The organism is Lacticaseibacillus zeae subsp. silagei (assembly GCF_030770335.1).
GTDB classification, from domain to species: Bacteria; Bacillota; Bacilli; order Lactobacillales; family Lactobacillaceae; genus Lacticaseibacillus; species Lacticaseibacillus zeae.
In genome coordinates, this window is the sequence record NZ_CP132484.1 from 2341772 (window position 1) to 2360230 (window position 18459).

19 protein-coding genes and 1 pseudogene are annotated in these 18459 nt (G+C 45.8%); 3 read left to right on the forward strand and 17 right to left on the reverse strand.

Features of this window, described 5'->3' with window-relative positions; genetic code table 11:
* Positions 1-5 precede the first annotated feature (5 nt).
* From LACZS1_RS10890 to LACZS1_RS10905, 4 genes are all read right to left on the reverse strand, one after another.
* On the reverse strand, positions 6-533 hold the full coding sequence (locus tag LACZS1_RS10890; protein WP_070650323.1) for a stage II sporulation protein M: 528 nt from the start codon (positions 531-533) through the stop codon (positions 6-8).
* A gap of 6 nt (positions 534-539) precedes the next feature.
* Positions 540-821 (reverse strand): hypothetical protein, encoded by a 282-nt coding sequence (locus LACZS1_RS10895; RefSeq protein WP_070650324.1) that lies wholly within the window; start codon positions 819-821, stop codon positions 540-542.
* 178 nt (positions 822-999) lie between these two features.
* A complete protein-coding gene (locus tag LACZS1_RS10900; protein ID WP_010492208.1) occupies positions 1000-1158 on the reverse strand; it encodes a hypothetical protein in 159 nt (52 codons plus the stop codon).
* Between the two features lie 27 nt (positions 1159-1185).
* Positions 1186-1383, reverse strand: coding sequence for a ComC/BlpC family leader-containing pheromone/bacteriocin (locus LACZS1_RS10905; protein WP_010492210.1), 198 nt, complete (start codon positions 1381-1383; stop codon positions 1186-1188).
* A gap of 482 nt (positions 1384-1865) precedes the next feature.
* Between LACZS1_RS10905 and LACZS1_RS10910 the strand changes: the two genes are divergently transcribed.
* The gene (locus LACZS1_RS10910; protein ID WP_070650325.1) at positions 1866-2120 is read left to right on the forward strand and encodes an AbrB/MazE/SpoVT family DNA-binding domain-containing protein; all 255 of its coding nucleotides are present in this window, start codon (positions 1866-1868) and stop codon (positions 2118-2120) included.
* A 144-nt stretch (positions 2121-2264) separates the two neighbouring features.
* Positions 2265-3158, forward strand: coding sequence for an Rgg family transcriptional regulator (locus LACZS1_RS10915; RefSeq protein ID WP_235500827.1), 894 nt, complete (start codon positions 2265-2267; stop codon positions 3156-3158).
* 163 nt (positions 3159-3321) lie between these two features.
* On the opposite strand, the gene LACZS1_RS10920 is transcribed toward LACZS1_RS10915, so the two are convergent.
* From LACZS1_RS10920 to LACZS1_RS10980, 13 genes and pseudogenes are all read right to left on the reverse strand, one after another.
* Positions 3322-4206 (reverse strand): nucleotidyl transferase AbiEii/AbiGii toxin family protein, encoded by an 885-nt coding sequence (locus LACZS1_RS10920; RefSeq protein WP_070650326.1) that lies wholly within the window; start codon positions 4204-4206, stop codon positions 3322-3324.
* Entirely contained in the window at positions 4206-4802 is a 597-nt protein-coding gene (locus tag LACZS1_RS10925; RefSeq protein ID WP_047105540.1) for a type IV toxin-antitoxin system AbiEi family antitoxin domain-containing protein, read from the reverse strand. Before LACZS1_RS10925 ends, LACZS1_RS10920 begins: the two co-directional genes overlap by 1 nt.
* Before the next feature lie 1339 nt (positions 4803-6141).
* On the reverse strand, positions 6142-6681 hold the full coding sequence (locus tag LACZS1_RS10930; RefSeq protein WP_010492225.1) for an NYN domain-containing protein: 540 nt from the start codon (positions 6679-6681) through the stop codon (positions 6142-6144).
* A gap of 2 nt (positions 6682-6683) precedes the next feature.
* Positions 6684-7466 carry a 23S rRNA (guanosine(2251)-2'-O)-methyltransferase RlmB gene (gene rlmB / locus LACZS1_RS10935; RefSeq protein WP_010492226.1) on the reverse strand — a complete coding sequence of 261 codons (783 nt, stop codon included), beginning with the start codon at positions 7464-7466 and terminating at the stop codon, positions 6684-6686.
* Complete coding sequence (locus LACZS1_RS10940) at positions 7435-7866, reverse strand: Mini-ribonuclease 3 (RefSeq protein ID WP_070650328.1); 432 nt, start codon at positions 7864-7866, stop codon at positions 7435-7437. The genes rlmB and LACZS1_RS10940 overlap by 32 nt, the downstream gene beginning before the upstream one ends.
* A complete protein-coding gene (gene cysS, locus LACZS1_RS10945) occupies positions 7863-9269 on the reverse strand; it encodes a cysteine--tRNA ligase (protein WP_070650329.1) in 1407 nt (468 codons plus the stop codon). Before cysS ends, LACZS1_RS10940 begins: the two co-directional genes overlap by 4 nt.
* A 343-nt stretch (positions 9270-9612) precedes the next feature.
* Positions 9613-9873, reverse strand: a pseudogene (locus LACZS1_RS10950) (helix-turn-helix domain-containing protein).
* A 25-nt stretch (positions 9874-9898) separates the two neighbouring features.
* The gene (locus tag LACZS1_RS10955; protein WP_070650330.1) at positions 9899-11293 is read right to left on the reverse strand and encodes an FAD-binding oxidoreductase; all 1395 of its coding nucleotides are present in this window, start codon (positions 11291-11293) and stop codon (positions 9899-9901) included.
* Between the two features lie 171 nt (positions 11294-11464).
* Positions 11465-12958 (reverse strand): glutamate--tRNA ligase, encoded by a 1494-nt coding sequence (gene gltX / locus LACZS1_RS10960; RefSeq protein ID WP_049170030.1) that lies wholly within the window; start codon positions 12956-12958, stop codon positions 11465-11467.
* A 148-nt stretch (positions 12959-13106) separates the two neighbouring features.
* Complete coding sequence (locus LACZS1_RS10965) at positions 13107-13934, reverse strand: YhfC family intramembrane metalloprotease (RefSeq protein WP_070650331.1); 828 nt, start codon at positions 13932-13934, stop codon at positions 13107-13109.
* A 149-nt stretch (positions 13935-14083) separates the two neighbouring features.
* A complete protein-coding gene (locus LACZS1_RS10970) occupies positions 14084-15274 on the reverse strand; it encodes a MucBP domain-containing protein (RefSeq protein ID WP_070650356.1) in 1191 nt (396 codons plus the stop codon).
* 223 nt (positions 15275-15497) lie between these two features.
* The gene (locus LACZS1_RS10975; RefSeq protein ID WP_070650332.1) at positions 15498-16274 is read right to left on the reverse strand and encodes an ABC transporter permease; all 777 of its coding nucleotides are present in this window, start codon (positions 16272-16274) and stop codon (positions 15498-15500) included.
* A gap of 25 nt (positions 16275-16299) precedes the next feature.
* Positions 16300-17178 carry an ATP-binding cassette domain-containing protein gene (locus tag LACZS1_RS10980; RefSeq protein WP_070650333.1) on the reverse strand — a complete coding sequence of 293 codons (879 nt, stop codon included), beginning with the start codon at positions 17176-17178 and terminating at the stop codon, positions 16300-16302.
* A gap of 280 nt (positions 17179-17458) precedes the next feature.
* Here LACZS1_RS10980 and LACZS1_RS10985 point away from each other — a divergent pair, with 280 nt between their 5' ends.
* Positions 17459-18355 (forward strand): Rgg/GadR/MutR family transcriptional regulator, encoded by an 897-nt coding sequence (locus LACZS1_RS10985; protein WP_070650334.1) that lies wholly within the window; start codon positions 17459-17461, stop codon positions 18353-18355.
* Positions 18356-18459 lie beyond the last annotated feature (104 nt).

Below are 18459 nucleotides of genomic sequence, written 5' to 3' on the forward strand. Positions count from 1 at the left end.
TTAAGTCATCTCCAAAACAAGGGCGTTACAAACGTTTCCAGGCTGGCTGAAATAATGAGTAATATCAGTATGAGCACTATTGTATTTCTAAATGTCGACCTCTGCGTCCGAATCTTGAGATTAATTCGCTGAAATCCTATATTTGCCGCAATCATTAGCGCACTAAGTTCAACTAATCCGTGAATACTTATCAGACCGAGAAAGTACCAGACTTCACCAGTTGTATAGATATTCAGCGTTAGCACGAAGGAAATGGACACTGCGTTTGCTAACAATACAATCACTGTCGATACTTTATACAAGAAGAACCCACTTATTAATAAGAATGAAACAAAAATATTTTTTACTAGGATTTTAAAAAAGCTAAATTCAATAACCTGACTTTTCAAATCAACAGGCAAGTTTTGGAGGAAGTGATATGATGATAGAAAAAGGCTGATTGCAATTGAAATAGTAATTGCGGTGAATATAAATAAAGAAAGCGGACACAAAATTGCCGTTTTCTTTATCAGAAACACTTTGGACTTTTTCACAACTAATTAAGCTGCAAGAATTAACTTCTTGCCCCCACTTTTAAACGCTTGCTGCACAATATACGCGATTAGGCCACCGCCACCTAATAACGTAATAATCGCTGCTGCACCCATACCGGCATCCAAAAACATTTCAATAGTCTTCCTAGTCTCTCGACTCAAAGGAACTGCTGCAGCAATATCAGCGACAATTGCGTTGTACCTAACTGCAGCCACAAGCACGATAGCAAACGCAGCCACTGCCAAGACAATCGCTGCTTTGCGATGACGCAAAACCATATGACTCATATTTTTCTCCTTTTATGTTTAGACCGGACCTTTGTAAATCGAGATAGTAGCCTTCAATCGGAACAATGGCAGTAAAGTCACGGAAGTCTGATAGACCATGGTCTCATCGCCAAAGCTGTTAAACATCTTTGACAGCTTTCGCCCTGCCTCTTGTGAATGGCACGCCATCATAGGTTTATTACGGCCTCTGCCAGCCTTGTTTAAACCCATCAATCAGCTGGTCAGCATGATTAAATGCATCTGTCGCCAGAATGCCTAGAATCGTTGCTACCGGAATTGCGAACGGTAAGAAGCCACCTGTAATCTGGCAAAGTTCGGAATCTTTTAAATTGGTCATGACGCTCATCCTTTCTTTTGACTCATCCTATGGCAAGTTTTCTTTTCGTTTGAGCTCGTTGAGAACATCAATGCTAAGGCTCATTGCGGGTGCCAAAAAACCACCTTGAGCCCAGCTTCGTGCAATCGCTCCGAGTCCCATACCAATGTAGGTCCAAAAATTATCAGTGCTGCCACCACTGATCCGTTCCAAATGGCTATCATCCAACGTCACGAATTGTTGCATGGCGCTACCTCCGTTTTCTTCGACTCATTCGTAGCCGATATATTTAAACTTTTAGGGTGCTAGCTTCCCTAAACACAATATACGATGAGTTCAAGTCCGCGTGGTCAATTTAAATTTAAACGTTGGTAATTTGGCACTTTTCGTAGTGGTTTTGGGGAAAAAAGGCAAAACACGACGAAAAAAGGCGATTTTGTTACGATAAATTTTGACTGCATCAGCTTCAGTCGCTTCAAGAGCATTAACCCGAACATCATCTAATGTTAAGTTACGTCGTCGCCGAATCTTGATGATTATTGTTCGATGGGCTGTTGTACCACACAGACTTGGAGCTTAATCAGCCATGCTGTGGTTGAATTTGCGTTGTGAGCGTCAGACTGCTATGAAAAAATCGCAGTAACTATTGCAAAGGTATTGTACAAAATCGGTTTTTCATGACAATGTGATAGGCTTTTATGTGTAAGGAACTAAGGAGGAAAATGGATATGCGAGAATCAAAACGGAATTCTTTTCGCGCAACCATGTCTAGCAAGGGACAAGTCACAATTCCTTCAGAGATACGTCGGCTTAGTGGCATCAAGAAAAACACTCAACTAGAATTCAGTGTGCAGACGGATGGTGATTTATCCGTGCGTGTCGTTCATGAAAAGGATGGAGCCAACGAAGAAAAATTGATCAAGACAATTCGGCGCTTACAAAAGCAGTACAGAATCGGCCTGGACTACTTGAAGAACAAGTAGCATGACATCTTTGACGCAGGACGAAATCACCGTAATCAATGCACCTACCCAAGCAGACCAGCATCAACGCCTAGTGAAACCCCACTTGCTTAAAATTATTCATTCCATCGCAATTAGCGTATGCTCAAATTAAAGGAAGTGACCATGATGACTGATGATACGTATGATGATGCTGGTGAACTTTTCCGTACCATTCGCAACCGGCGCGGCTTAACTATCCGTCAGGTCCACGGCAATCTGCATAAAACAGCGGTTTCCCATTTTGAAAATAACGGTTCGGATATCCGGATGACCAATCTTATGACCATCCTGAAGCCGACATACACCATGCCGCAAGAATTCTTTGAGCTGATTGATCACACCAACAACCGTTTGCGCGCGTTAAGCATTAAGATCAGCAACGCCTATCAGCAGATGGACACAGCCACGCTGACGCAACTCGCAGACAGGTACGCCAATGCAAAAAAGGATAATCCTCCCAGGTATCTGCTGAAACTGGTCATAAAAAGCTTTCTATCTGACTTGAAACATCAGCAGCCAGTTTTCTCCAACGAAGAAGAAGACTACCTGCAAGATTATTTGCTGAAGGCCGGCCCTTGGTTTTTCTTTGAATACTATGTCTACTCGAATGTCTGCTTTTCCTTGTCAAAGAGGGTTAATGACCGCCTTGTGCAGCAAATGATTCGTCAGTATGACACCTTTCATCTGAGTAGTTACGATGAGCTATTCTTCGGTGCGTTCTATAATCTATCGACCAAATACCTTCAGCGCGGTGATTACCAAGAAGCGTTGTCCATGTTGAATCTGGTCAATATGGACAAGCTCAAAGCCAACGTTCTTTACATGCGCCACCACATCGCATTCGTCCGCCTAGCTACCGCCATCTTATCCAACAAGGGTGCCAAGCAGGCGCGCGAGGAGCTGTCGTTGCTGCTAAAGGGAACGAAGATTATTGATCCGACTTTGTATGCTGTGAATATCAACTGGTTAGAGTCGTTGCATATTGATCCGGAGTCGCTTGATTTGGAGCGTGGGTAAGACCTTGTCAGAATAAGTACCGGAACTATCTCATTTTCTTTGGCGTGATTTGTCTTTGCATGCAAAAAAGCTCCGAATTTGGAGCTTTTTAGTAAACGGGTTGTGCCGATTAACTTTAAAGACCATATTGCCTTTGAATCCATGCATGTCTTTTCAGCCCAATTTACTTGTGAATTGAATTAGGAGTGTTATCATCAAAAATGTTTTTTAGCTGTTCGCTTGCATTGTCTAAAGCCTGATTCAATTCAATACCACGCGCAAATTCCTTAGTTTCTTGGTAGCCTTGCCAAGAACGCACCATGTCAGGTCTGGCTTTTAACTGTTCAATGATTTCTTTACCCTGCTTCAGACTAATGTCAGTGATTCCTTTTGCTTTTGCCGTTTTAAAAAACGCCTCAACCAGTGTGTGGTGATTCAAGTCTGCTAATGTTGTCAGGCTGAGCACCCAAATATCATAAAAGTCTTTTGCTCGAGTATTTCTAATGCCTTTTTGATAAATGGTTACCAACTTGTCGGCCATAATTTGTTCTTGTGGAAAGGCGTTCATCAAAATTTTGTCGGTAGAATCAATAAAATTCGTATGTGTCAGTCTTATAGGTTTGGGATATACCACATCTCCCGTTGATACATCAATGTTTAATTTAGAGTGTGTTTTCCCCATAGTACCGAGAACGCCGACACGGAAACCAGGATATTCATGCTCATTCATTTCTGATTTAATGCGTGTCACGGTGAAATGAATAGGGCTTTGCGCATGATCAAAAATAGTCGTCAACACTTTTTTGAGATTGTCCGGATTTAATTCTTGGTTATTCATTGTCATATCAAGATCTATCGTAGTTCGTCTTGACGCGCCAACAATCATGGCTATTTCAAACCCGCCTTTGAAGATGAAGTTATCTTGGTAATCCGATTCGGAAATTTGCCGTAATAATTCTTGCAATCTGAAAAGCAGCTGCATATTTTGTCGCGGGACGCCAAGAGAGTCAGCTGCTTTATTAATTCGATTAGCAATTTTGTGCGGCGAAAGATTGGCATAAGGATTCATTAGACAAGTACCTCTAAAAGTTTTGTTAAGTCGCTGTGTGGATACAGTTGCTCTTTAAGCTTTAAAAGGCGCTCAAACGACGCATTGTTTTGTCCATACTCATCAAAGTAGTTCTTGAATGCTTCATTCCGAGTGTAAGGAGCAACATCAGGCCGTTCCCATACATCTAATAAAGTTCGTTCAACTGAATAGGTTCGTACAAAGTTCATATTGGGCGTTTCTACTGTGGTAATGCCTGGAGAGTATCGACTAGGCACATAATAAATTGGCACAATCCAGTGCTCTGATAACCGAGGATTACGATACCCACGGGGAAAGGCCATAATAAACCGGTCTGGGATCTGGTCAGTTAGCCCATATAAGAATAAAGCAGTATCAAGGGCAAACACACCTCTGCTGTAACGTTGCGAGAGAATTGCAAAGTCGTCCCATGTATAGCCATTTTCGACATAGACGCCACGTGCTTCGCGTGAAATTCGTCCCTCTCTAATAGCGTTAGTTAACATTGAAGAAGAAACACCGTACTGAGCCGCGGTTCCGCTAATAAAGGTGTGATAGTCAGCCAGTAACGAATCAAGTCCTTTGTTTTTGCCCATGAAATTCCTCCGCTTTAAGGTCTGTTTGTAACTACGCCTTTAAGTGCATTATATGTTGTATATAGCAACATATCAACTTTTCAGCCTAAACCGTATCAAAATCTGGTAAGCATTGTCGACCGCTATCACATTCCATGCTCACTCCACATAGATATCGCTATGGTGACCACTCAAGAAATATCAAACCCAGGTATTGCTAGTTGGCGGAGGCTTTCACGACCCACTTTCCAACGACTCAAGATATTAGTTGGCCGATTAAGTCCTTAAAATGTTCTTTCTTCGGCATTAAGCTACCTTTCTCAAACGCATCTGTCAGATCGTGGCAAAGCATAACAAAGACGGCTCTCAGGAGGAGAGCCGCCCAAAATGATGAATATGTTCTTCCACACTACTTGACCCAAAACTATTTTTCGAGCTTTTTATAGCAGATTGCTTGAAAAAGGTTGTTTTTCCAGTAAGATCTGTTTCTGGAACCATTTTAAGGCTCGTTGGGCTACGAAATCATTTTAAAGCCGCTCGTCGTTTCTGAAAGTCGTAAACTGTCATCACAATACCCATCAGGAGCACGAGAATAGTCCACATCATGAATACCGTATAGCGGAGATCACGGCTTTGACTAAATATGACTAACAAAGTTGCAACTATTGTTAGCGGACCGCGGTGTTTCCTTAGCCATTTGATAACCAAAGTATCATGATATACTTTGCCAATAATCCACGCCAACATGATAATCAGTATACAGACAACTGCCATCATCATATTGCTCACCTCGTTTATTGATTTCTCTCATGTATTGTTTTGTAGCCACGCACAGTCAAAAATGATATCGTCAAATCAAGCAAAATTGCGCTTAGCCATCCCTGAGAGATATACAGAATTCTGAAAATGAAAAAAGCTACAGATATCGGTATATAAATCTTCAGAACTGTCTTGGGGTATTTAAAGCGCCGCATGACTAGTATCAATAGAATGGCGATTAACGAAATAAATGAATAAAGCATTGTTAACATGCCAACTAACAATATGAGGACACCCTTCTCTACTAGTCTATGAACATGAATTTATGTCCTTCTCCTTTCGACATCATATATCCAACTTACACCTAATATCACGAAAATGGCTGCAGGTAGATTATTCTCTACCTTTTTTTGTCAACGATCATATCAGCTACTAATTTCGACCGCAAAAAAAACCTGCCAAATGCTCGATCAGAGCTGGCAGGTTTCATAACGAGATAAGCGAATACTGGTACAGCAATCTAGAACGCTTCAAAGTTTCTCCACTCTTTAATATGAATTTTTCATTCCAAAATAAATCTAGTGCCGGCAGCCAAAATATCTTACTCCTTCGGCTTCGGCCGCCGTTCCAGATGCCGCCGCATTTTATCCAGTAGAAATAACTGATCATTATTCCATGGACTATTGCGGCGGGCGAGATGAGCAGCATAGTTGGCAGTATCATGGTTGAATTCGCGATCGGAACGCTGAACCTCTTTGAGGAAATCGCGCGAACTAATCCGGAGGGCGCCGCGGGAGAACACGGTCCACTGTTCCGCCTGATCGCTGGTGACGACCACGAGTTGCACGAGGGGCGAGTTCATTTCCTGGGCTAACCGTTCGATGTAACTATCCGCAGTTTCATCTTCTTTGGTGAAGACCACTTGCAGATCCCACTTCGCATAGCTTTTGCCGATACCAGGTACATACATGGCATCGAAGACAACAATAATTTTGGCGTTTTCGTGGCTGCGGTATTCTGCCAGGATGTCCAACAGTCGATCGCGGGCAACATCGAAGTGGTCTTCCGCTTTCAATTTGGCCAGCTCCGGCCAGTTTCCAATGACGTTATAGCCGTCGACAATCAAAATGTGTTCGCGCATGGTTACTTGCCCTCATGGCGGCTGGCAAATGCTTGATACATCAAGATGCCGGCCGCAACACTGGCATTTAAGCTTTGAACGTGGCCGACCATTGGAATGGCAATCGTGGCGTCCATGAGTTTGGCGATTCCGGGCGAGATCCCTTTGCCTTCGTTACCAATCACAAGCGCCGTACTACCTTTTGCATCCCACTGGCGATAATCCTGACCATCCATCGCGGTGCCGAAGACCCACATACCGCGGTCTTTTAACTGTTTGATGGTTTGCGCCAGATTGGTGACGCGGGCAACCGGAACGTATTCGATCGCACCGGTGCTGACTTTGGCGACCGCACTGGTGAGACCCACGGCGCGATGCTTGGGAATGATAATGCCATGCACACCGCTAGCATCGGCAGTTCGCAGAATCGAGCCTAGATTGTGCGGATCTTCTAAGTTGTCCAACAACAAGAAGAACGGATCTTCGCCTTTATCTGCTGCATGTTGAAAAAGATCATCCACACTTGCGTAGGCATAGGGCGTCATTGCCAGTAAAACGCCTTGATGATTGCCATGGTCACTCATGAGATCGAGTTTTTGCTTCGGTGCGGTAGCGACCAGAATTTTCTTTTTTTGCGCGATGCCGATTAAATGCTGAATCGGCTCGCTTTTTAGATCGGTTTGAACGAAAAGTTTGTTAATAGTTGCGGCGGTACCGGCTTTGAGTGCAGCTTCAACGGCATGACGGCCAAAGACAAACTCATCTGGATCGTGTTCATTTGGTGCTGCTTGCGGCTGTTTTGCCATGACCCGTCTTCCCTTCTTCAACGTACTGAATACACCATGCGGCTAATTCGGCAACTCGCTTGTCGTGCTTCTCGAGATGCAGATAGCCAAACAAGGCCTCAAAGCCGGTCGAAACGCGATAAGTGACGACATCGGTATTCTTGGCATGCGTGTAACTTTTGGCATTACGCCCATGTTTGAAAATCGCGACCTCTTCGTCGTTAAGCAAGTGCTCGTCTTCCATCCCCGCGATTAAGGCCGCCTGCGCTTTGGCTGAGACAAAATCTTTGGCGGCGCGCTGTAAGGCAGCCGGGCGCACCAAGCCGCGTTTGAGGAGATGTTCCCGAACGTAGACTTCATACACCGCATCGCCCATATAGGCCAATGCGATGCCGTTCAATTGTTTTGGATCAAATGTCATTTTCTGCGCCACCGCGTTCCTTGAGGAGTATCTTCCAAAATAATGCCTTGTGCTGCCAGCTGATCACGAATCTGGTCACTCTTGGCAAAGTCTTTCGCTGCCCGGGCAACATCGCGCGCTTTCACCAACGCATCAATATCGGCATCGAGATTGGTCTGATCGGCAAAAACCACGCCGAAAATCTGCAGCCACGCATCATAAAGATTCAGTAAGTCGTCGAGGCTTTCACGTTTAACCGTATCTTCATTGGCATATTCGTTCAGCAATTTAGCCAAGTCAAAAAGGACGGTCAACCCGTTTTGGACATTTACATCATCATCCATGGCGGTGATAAATTGGTCTTTCAACGTTTGCAGTTGTTCGGTGATCTTGGGATCAACGCCTGGGACAGCATTGTCGCGGCGATAAACCAGATTTTCACGGGCGATTTTTAGGCGATTAAGGCTGTTCGCTGCGTTCTTGAGGTTGGCATCGGAGTAACGGATTGGCATCCGGTATTGAGTGCCGGCCATGAAGAACCGCAGAACTTGCGGATCGACTGTTTTTAAAATGTCATGAACCGTAATGAAGTTGCCAAGCGACTTGCTCATTTTTTCATCATCTTCGCCAATGGTTACAAAGCCATTGTGCATCCAGTAGCGGACGAACTGCTTGCCGGTTTTGGCTTCACTCTGGGCGATTTCATTTTCGTGATGCGGAAATTCAAGATCCTGACCGCCGCCGTGAATGTCAAATGTGTCACCGAGAAGTTGGGTACTCATGACCGAGCATTCGATGTGCCATCCCGGTCGACCCTTGCCCCAAGGAGAGTCCCAGCTGATTTCACCGGGCTTGGCGGCCTTCCACAATGCAAAATCGATCGGATCTTCTTTTTTAGCCAGCTCTTCTTGCGTGATGTGCTGACTGGCGCCTTCTTCGAGTTCGTCGACATTTTGATGGCTTAACTCGCCATAATGGTTGAACTTGCGCGCCCGATAATACACGTCCCCGTCGACGGCGTAAGCATAGCCTTTTGTGACCAGATCCTGGACAAAATCAATAATGTCCGGAATCATTTGACTCGCGCGTGGATGGGCAGTCGCCGGTTCGATTCCCAGCGCCGTGGTGTCTTCCATGAAGGCATCAATAAACCGCTGCGCCAAATCAAGCGGTGCTTCGCCGGTTTCATGCGCGGCATTGATAATTTTATCGTCAACATCCGTGAAATTCGAGACATAAGTGACATGATAACCGCGGTATTCAAAATAGTGGCGAATCGTATCAAACGCGATCGCACTGCGCGCATTACCGATGTGGATATAATTATAGACAGTCGGTCCGCAGACATACATCCGAATTTCTCCAGGGTGCAGTGGCGTGAACGGCTCTTTTTGCCGGGACATCGTATTATATAACGTTAACATCGGCTCATTTCCTTCCTGTAGCGTCTTACCTGCATTCTACAGGAAAATGGGAGGATTATAAAGGAAAGAGCGTGAGCTGGCGCAGAAGTCGGCGTGTAAGGGCCTTGGGCGTGATGGCCAAAGCCCGGCCATCACGCCTAAGGCCACTTACACGCCGACTTCTGCGCCAGCGAACGCGTTTCGGAACCGGATTGCGTTACAATTCTTATTCCCCCAATGGCTGGTCTTTGGCCATCACGCTAAGGTTCTTACCCGCCGACTTCCGACCCCAGTTTACTCGCTGCATAGAACCAAAAAAGCTCCCTTACATACCAGCAAGGAAGCCCAAAATTTCTACTCATTGTTAACGCGTCACGATCGATAGACGAATCTCTTTTCCCAGTCCTTTAGCATACCGTGACAATGTCATCAGCGACGGAACAGAGTCCAAGCGCTCAATCTTTGCAAGCTGCGGCTGCTTCATGCCAATTGTTTCAGCGAATTACTTTTGTGAGATCCCACGGCGAATCCGTTCCGCTTCAAGTTCAGTCAGTGCATCGATGATGGTTAATGTTTCGTCAGGAATAGAATCAATTTTACCCTTAACTTCATTCCAAGTGGACACAGAACTGCCCCCTTCTTTTTAACCGTTAATCAATCTTCCGCTTCGGATTCAAGATATTCAGCGGATCAAACAAGTCCTTGATCTGGTGCTGAATTTCATCGACATCAAAGCCGAGCTCCTCGTTGTTCCATTGATTCTTGCTCATCCCTACAGCGTGCTCGCCGGAAATTGTGCCGCCCAATGCCAGTGCTTTGCGGAACATCATGCGAATGGCCTGGAGCGCTTCTTTTGGCGGTTCCGTCTGGTCAGCTGGCCAGATAACCGTTGGATGCACATTGCCGTCACCCGCATGGCCGGCGGTGTAAATTTCAACATTCAAGTCTTTGGCAACCTCGGCAATGTAGTCCATCATCTCCGGCAGCTTGGATAACGGCACGGCCATATCTTCCATAATGTGCTGACCGTTCGCAAAAACCGCTGGCAACATGTCCTGCCGCAATTTGATGATGGCACCTGCTTCATCAGGATCGCTGGTTACCTTGATATTCTTGGCGTGATCAGCCGTTAAAATCTGTTCCGCCATTTTCAGACTGGCTTCACCGCCTGCATCCAGCCGGAAAATTAGCATTGCCTCGGCACCTTCTGCATAGTGCGTGCCTTCATACCGATCCAATGCCGCAACGGTCAAGCCGTCCAGTGCTTCGAGCGTTACCGGATAAATTCCTGACAACCGCAAATCCTCGACCCCTTTGGCCAAGGCCGTCATGTTATCAAAATAGGCCACCCCGACTACAGGCGTCCCGATCGGAATTGGGTTCAACTTAACGGTGATTTCCGTAATAATACCCAAGGTGCCTTCAGATCCCACAAAAAGATGGGTCAAGTCATAGCTAAAGGCATGCTTATAAGTGCGGCCGCCGAGTTTGATTTCCCTACCATCTGCGAGCACGACTTTCAAACCAAGCACATTGTCCGTTGTTGCGCCGTACTTGACCGTACTCATCCCACCGGCATTGGTCGCTGCGTTACCGCCGATACTGGAAATCGGCTTAGAACCCGGATCAGGCGCATAGAACAGTCCCTGCTTGCGGGCTTCCTTATCCAAATCCCCATTAATCACGCCCGGTTCCACAACCGCCAACAAGTCGCCCTTACTGATTTCCTTAATCCGATTCATCCGCACCGTTGAGAGGATAATGCTGCCATTCAGGCCATCCGCCCCGATGACGGTACTGGTATCCGCGCCTTGAGGAACGACCGGAATGTGATATTGCCGCGCTATTTTCAAAACACCTTGAATATCCGCAACATCGCCAACTGCCACATAAGCCAAAATTCTGCCGTCAATTTCCAGCTGAGCATTGCCATTGGCGCTATGTTCGCGGGCAACCTGATCATCTGTATGAATCTCCGCATGCGGTGCGGCGGCACGCAAAGCTGCAAGTATTTCCGCGTTGTCATAAGCAGTAAAAATTGCCATTATCCAGACCTCCATTGCTTTGATTGCTGGGTTCATTATAAAAATCCTTATCCTCATTATGAACCTATTTCCAAAAGGCTGGGTTGATTTAGTCTGGAAAACGCGATCTGACATCGTCCATTGCGCCGGCATACAAAAAATCCGCGACATTGCGCGGATTTTTGCTGCTGTTTAAAGCTGCGATGTGACCAAATCAACGTTCTTCAACACCTGATCGCGGCCCATGAGCTCAATCGTTTCAGCCAGTTGCGGACCATGCATCCGCAGCGTTGCGGCAATGCGGATCGGCATGTACAACTTGCGACCCTTGACCTGGGTTTCTTGCTTGACTTCGTTGACAATGCGGCCAACGGAATACGCGTCGAAGGTGTCCAGTGCCCGAATCTTTTTAGCGAACGCTTCGATAACTGGCTTGGCATTGTCGTCAGCCAGCTCCTTGCGCTCGTCATCCGTCAGATCGGTTGCCTTGTCGAAGAAAATATCGGCAAGTTTGCTAATCTGCGCGGTGTAACTCATCTGATCGGTGTACAGGCTGATCAGTTGACGGGCCCATTCGATGGTTTTCGGATCCGGATCACTATGAATCAGGCCATCTTCAATCAGGTTTGCCAGCGACATGCTCATGAGCTCGTTCGGATTCGTCTTTTGCTTCGCCTTAATATACTGGTTGTTAACCCATTCCAGCTTCTTCTGGTCGAAGCGTGCCGGGCTCTTGGATAAACGCTTCGGATCGAACTGCTTGATGAATTCCTTCTTGGTGAAAATCTCATCTTCGCCAACCGGTGACCAGCCTAACAGGGTGATGAAGTTAAACATCGCTTCTGGCAAGTAGCCGAGTTCACGATATTGTTCGATAAACTGCAAGACGGTTTCATCACGTTTGGACAGCTTTTTGCCGGTTGCGCCATTGATGATCAAAGTCATATGGCCAAAAATCGGTGGCTCCCAGCCAAAAGCGTCATAAATTGCCAGCTGCTTTGGTGTGTTGGCAATGTGATCGTCGCCGCGCAGCACGTGGCTGATTTCCATGAGGTGGTCATCAACCACCACCGCAAAGTTATATGTCGGCATGCCGTCGCGCTTCTGAATGACAAAATCGCCGCCAAGTGTGTTGGCATCAATCGAAATCTTGCCTTTGACAATGTCATCCCATTCGTAAGTCTTATCGGTCGGGATGTGGAACCGGATGACCGGCTGTAATCCCTTGGCTTTCGCCGCAGCAATGGCCTCTGCCTTTTCGGCTTCACTCATGCCTTCATATTCGTATTCATAATGGGGCATTTCGTGACGGGCTTTTTGGGCTTCGCGATCGGCTTTCAGTTCCTCTTCGGTCCGATAAGATTCATAAGCAAAGCCCTTATCGACAAGTTGCTTGATCAGCTTGTCATAAATGTCTTTACGTTCAGACTGGCGGTAAGGGCCAAAGTCCCCACCTTTATCAGGACCTTCATCCCAATCAATCCCGAGCCAGTGGAGATTCTCCATCTGACTCTTCTCGCCATCTGCAACGTTCCGCTTTGTATCGGTATCTTCAATCCGCAGCACCAACGTTCCCTTGTTGTGCCGTGCGAACAAATAATTGAACAGTGCCGTCCGTGCATTGCCAATATGCAAATGCCCGGTCGGACTTGGTGCATAACGCACCCGAATTGGTCGATCTGCCAATGTCTTAGCCTCCATTTTCTGTAAACATGCAATGCTAGTGTACCACAGAAGGGCAAGCGATGGACGGCAACGCCTCAAGGTCATCAGGTTTTTCGTTTCGACGGGAAAAGTGCCATCCCTTTAATGAAACAATCTGTTTATTGAACCATTATGCGCTGACAGTGCTGCTCGGTTTTTCCCGATGCCAGAGCCAATAAACAAACGCCACAACGATCACCGTTTGCACGACCAACAGCAGCTCTGTCACAGTGAGGCTTAAAGCTCCTGCCTGACTCAATCCAGCCGGAAAATCAATAAAAGCATGCAACCCAACCGGCAGTAACATCCAAAACCACTGCTTGCGGTTGACCACAATCAACCAAACAACCAGCGAAAGGGCAATCTGAATGGTCAAGGCTAACAGTCGCTCAAGCAAGCTTAGTGACACCGTCCAGCCGCTCATCCCAGTCAACTGCTTCACCGCGGTGATAATGCCAGCACGTGCGCTTGCCGGGGTTTTGGTCATTAATTTAGCCAACGCGCCACTGTTGATGGTCGTTGCAAAAAGCACATTACTGAACATTGCCAAGCCCCCACCCAGCATCATTTCAAGGCCGCCATGACCTAAACCATACAAAAACGGGGTTTCCGGCGTCTTGGCTTTTTGCGGGATCCGCCGCTGAATCCATCTGAACCCGAACCAGCGACCGACTTCTTCAAAAGCGCCTGCCAGCAGTGCGCCATAAAGTGCGTAAAGCCACGGCGTATGTTGAAATTGCCGGGCAATGCCGCGAAACGGTCCTTCTAGAATGCCGGCAAAAAGAATGAAAATGGCCATACCGATAAAGAACACTGGCGTTGCTCCTTTTTTCGGATGACTTCGCCGTTGAATGATCCACACGGCTAAAGCCACCGGCAAAACCAAACAAATAATGATCTCGATGACCATCATCACGATGGCTGCTTGACTGACAGTGCTGTTCACAATTTTTGACATACGCGCGACCTCACATTCGATTGTTCAGAAAACGATCTGTTGTGGTCGTTTTCAATTCTTTAGGTATAAAAAGAGCATCATTTAAAGTGAATGATGCTCTTTTCCATTCCATTTTTCAACTCAATTTACACAATTGAAAATGGTACGATTTAATTTTTATGACTTACTTTTTTCGTTTGCCGGCGCCAACGAATACCTAAAAAGCCTGCCAAAGCTAGAAGAACAACGCCAAGAGCCGTCAAGCCGATCTGTTCTTCTTCGTGTGTCCGTGGGAGTGTGTGCTTAGCTTTATTAGTTGGCGTTATGATCGTTGTTGTCGCGCCATTGCTGCCACCTGTTGATGGTAAAACGTTGCTTGGCGGATTTGGCGTGGATGGATTTGTCGGCGTGCTTGGTGTGACTGGCGTACTTGGCGTGACCGGCGCGCTCGTCTTTGCATAAACAAAGGTGACATTTAACGTTCCATTGGTGAATGTGCCTGAATCAGCCGCGCTGTTTGGCGCCATGCGCAGATACTGATATCCTGCAATGGTTGTTGGCGTTGTGGTATAAGGTGTTCCTGCGTTTCCAGTCAAAACTTTGTCGGGCGCGAGTGCGTGCCCATTTTCGTCAACATAATGAACGTTAATGGTTCCTTGGGCCGTTGGATTCTTGCTGTAAACAAACGTCACAGTCAAAGTGCCGGTATTAAAGGTCCCGTTTTCCGGTGCGCTGTCTGGCGCAAGACTGGTGAATTGGTAATTTGCAATATCGATCGGACGGGCTTCATAAGGATCGCCAGGCTGGCCGGTGAGCACTTTATCAGGTGCAAGCGTGTTACCTGCATCATCGACGTACTTCACGGTAACGCTACCTTGAGGAATTGGCGTCTTGGTGTAAACCATGGTGACAGTGACGGTGCCATCAGTGTACGTGCCGGTTGCCGGTGCGCTATTCGTGGCTAAATGGGCGTATTGGTAATCTTTGATGCTGATTGGCGAGATGGTATACGGATCGCCGACTTTGCCACTAAACGTATGATCCGGGGCAAGTTGATTGCCTTGGTCATCGACAAATTTGATATCAACGGTTCCTTGTGTAGCAGGATCTTCAGCAGCTTTTCCTGTCTCTGTAATTGGTGAGACGACGGGATTACTCAAATGCTTTTTTTGTTGACGAGTCAATGCTGCCTTGACTCTCGATCGTTGTGCCAATTGAGAGGTTTCATTGATGGACTTGGCCGCCACTTTATGCGCGGAACTCGTACCGCCCATCAAGAAGAAGCCGATCAGCATCACCACCCACAACTTGCCATTTTTATACAGTTTGCTATGAACTTTTTCTTCTCCAATTGGTCTCAATGCAATTGCTCCCTTCAGAAACCAAGCCAAAAGCCCTTCAACCAGACCTTGTTAAAATAAGTATTTTAATTTACACACAAATTATAACACGCGGTATTGGTATAAAAACTTTCGAATGGATTCTCGGGCTGAGAAAAGATCCACTTTGAAGCACTTGGATAACTGACTTGGGCGCAGAAAATGACACCTAAACAGGCGTTTTATTTTTCGTGAATACCATCATCTACCGCAAATTGCGTCTGCGGAAGACAATCAGGCCAAGAATCAAGAAGATACTCCCATAAGCAATGTAGCCGATCATCATCTGGTTGATGCCTAGGTGGGTCAGACTCGAAAGCTTTGGGGAATTCAGTTGTGCACCGAAGTTCAACATATTCACCGGGTTCCATTTGAGCCATTCGTGCTGATCAATCAGCATAAACATCAGTTGGTTAAAGACCGAGACAACAAAGTAGGCACTAATGCCGACGATGATTGCAGGCGTTGAGTTATCAAATAAGGTGGCCAGTAGCAACACAAAAGCAGCCAGAAAAAGTAAGGTCAAAAACTCGCTGACAGTATTCATCAACATGGCCTGCCAAATCGGCTGATGCGTGCTAACTTGCAAAGTCAGACTAAATTTATTTTGGAAAAAGATCACTTTTAAAAGAAAAGTCATCACGAGGCTGCTGCCATAGAAGCAAAGTGCACAGCCTAGCAGGGTTAGCCACTTACTAACCAAAACTTTGCTACTTGAATACTGTCGATACAGCAAGGCCTTCAGCGTGCCATACTGATTTTCCGATGACAGCTGGGTACTACCGACTGCAATAATATAAAAGACAATCATCACCGGCGCATAAAAATCGTTGAGGAACAAGTTCTCAGGCTGAAACGTCTGTGGATAAACTTTTCCGAAAATCGCCATTGCCAGTTGAAACACAATGAGAAATAACCAGAAAATTGTAAAGGATGGTCTTTTTAAGAGTTTGTAGGTTTCCTGTTTAAGCAATGTGAACAAAATAAAATCCTCCGTATCGTCTCAATCACTCAATGATGCCTAAAAGTGAGTTTTCCAAGTCATCCTGTTGTTCGTGAATGTCGTGGATCGCAATATTCTGATCCAACACCTCATGCAACAAAGATGTCATATTTTGAATTGAGTTTCTGGCAATCTTAACGCTGCCTTCTTCGACCGCAGCTTGATAACTTTTCTGCACTAAAAGTTGCGCCGCGCGGTCGTTCTGATCGGTTCGGAGCAAGAGATAACTTTCATTTCTGGCCAACACGGCGCTCATGGTATTGCTTGTGACGAGATGACCGTGATTAATGATCACAACATCGTCAGCCACTTTTTGCAACTCGCTCAGGATATGACTTGATATAAGGAATGAAATGCCTTCTGCCTTCTTCTTAAGGATCAATTCGCGCAGTTCTCTTGTTGCCTTGGGATCAAGCCCATTCATTGGCTCGTCAAGGATCACCAGACTTGGCTGGTTCACCAACGCCAGCGCAATCCCCAGCTTCTGTTTCATCCCTAGCGAATAATGCTTGGCTTTTGAATCGGCATAGGGGGTCAAATGCATTTCTTCAATCACCTTGTCCACTTTAGCGCGCCGATCAGTGCCTCTCGTAAAAAGGTGCAGCTGTTCCCGGCCGGTTAAATAAGGATACAAACCGGGATACTCAATCAAGGCGCCCACATCTTTTAACGCATCATGATTGTCAACGGTGATCTTTTGATCATTTAGCCGAATGTCACCGGTAAAACTCGAAATGCCCAAAATGGTTTTCATAATGGTTGTTTTACCTGCGCCATTTGCCCCAATCAGGCCGACAACCCGTCCCGGTTTGATTTTAAATGAAATTTGGTGCAACGCTTGTTTCTTCCCGAACCATTTATCGAGGTTATTAACTGTTAGCATTAAGTCATACCACAACTTTCTTGATGAGATTGGTGATTGTCAGCTTCATTTGCTTTAAACATCCACTCTAGATATAAGGAATATAAAATGCCATCAACTTTGGAGATACGCACAAAATTTATCTGACACTTTGCCTTAATTGCCAGACTTGATTTTGACATCTTTTAATGGTGTTAACTTACCACAGCAAAAGAAACAAACTGTGCTTTTTGACAAAAGCGAATTTTTTAGGTCATAATGAATCGGTAGTTGATTTTAAGAAAACAAGGAGTCAGACACTATGGGCACACGCGATGCTGGGTATATGTTTAAGAAAATTCGCCTTGAACGCGGTTTAAGGATCTCAGATGTGGCAGGTTCTTTGAGTGCTAGCACTGTGTCAAAATTCGAAAATGGCCATACTGATATTTCCGTAGAGAAGTTGTGCCTTCTATTGGATAACGTGGGAATGGATACAACCGAATTTTTTGAAATTCTCAACCAAAATCATGATACAAATGCCTCGCCAGCCGATCTTTCGCAAAGAGCGATGGACAAACGTTTGCTCAGATACGCGATGGAGCAAGATGTTGACGGTCTCAAACAATTCCGGCAATCTTTCTTGTCGAAATTTAAAAAGACCCACGCCCGTCTGTATAAGCTGAGAGAAATTATGGTCTCCGCCATTATTCTCGACACCCAAGATGTTCACGCTCTCCTCTCTAAAACCGATTCTAAAACCATCAACGATTATTTAATGGGGCGTGATACCTGGTACGCCTTGGAATATGCGTTGTATGGCGATTGTGTGCCATTTTTACAGCCTGATGACTTTAATCGGCTATACGCCAAATTTTTGGCCATTCACTTTGATTTTCATCAACCTCATAACTATCTCGATTTGTTTTTCTCTGCATTCTATAATGTCGGTGTTTCGCTGTATTACAGGTGTGAATATGCAAAAGCCATTCAAACACTCAACCGATTACAGGAACAAAGCGTCCCGGATAACCTCTTTTTTCTTCGCATTCAGTTGCGCCTGCTCAAACTTTTATGTACCTACAAGCTTACCGGTAATTCAAACGCTGCTAATGAACTGAATGCCTTGGTTAAAGTGATCTCCAAAATAAGCCCAGCGTTTGGCCGTAGGTGGAAGGTTGATTTTTCTTTTCAGGAGCCAATCACCGATGAGCGTTAGCCTTGTTCATTTGCGAAGTAAGCAAAAGCATATACTCTGAAAAAAGTGCATACTCAAAAGGCGCTGCCCCAACTCGGGACAACGCCTTTTCACATCCACAATAT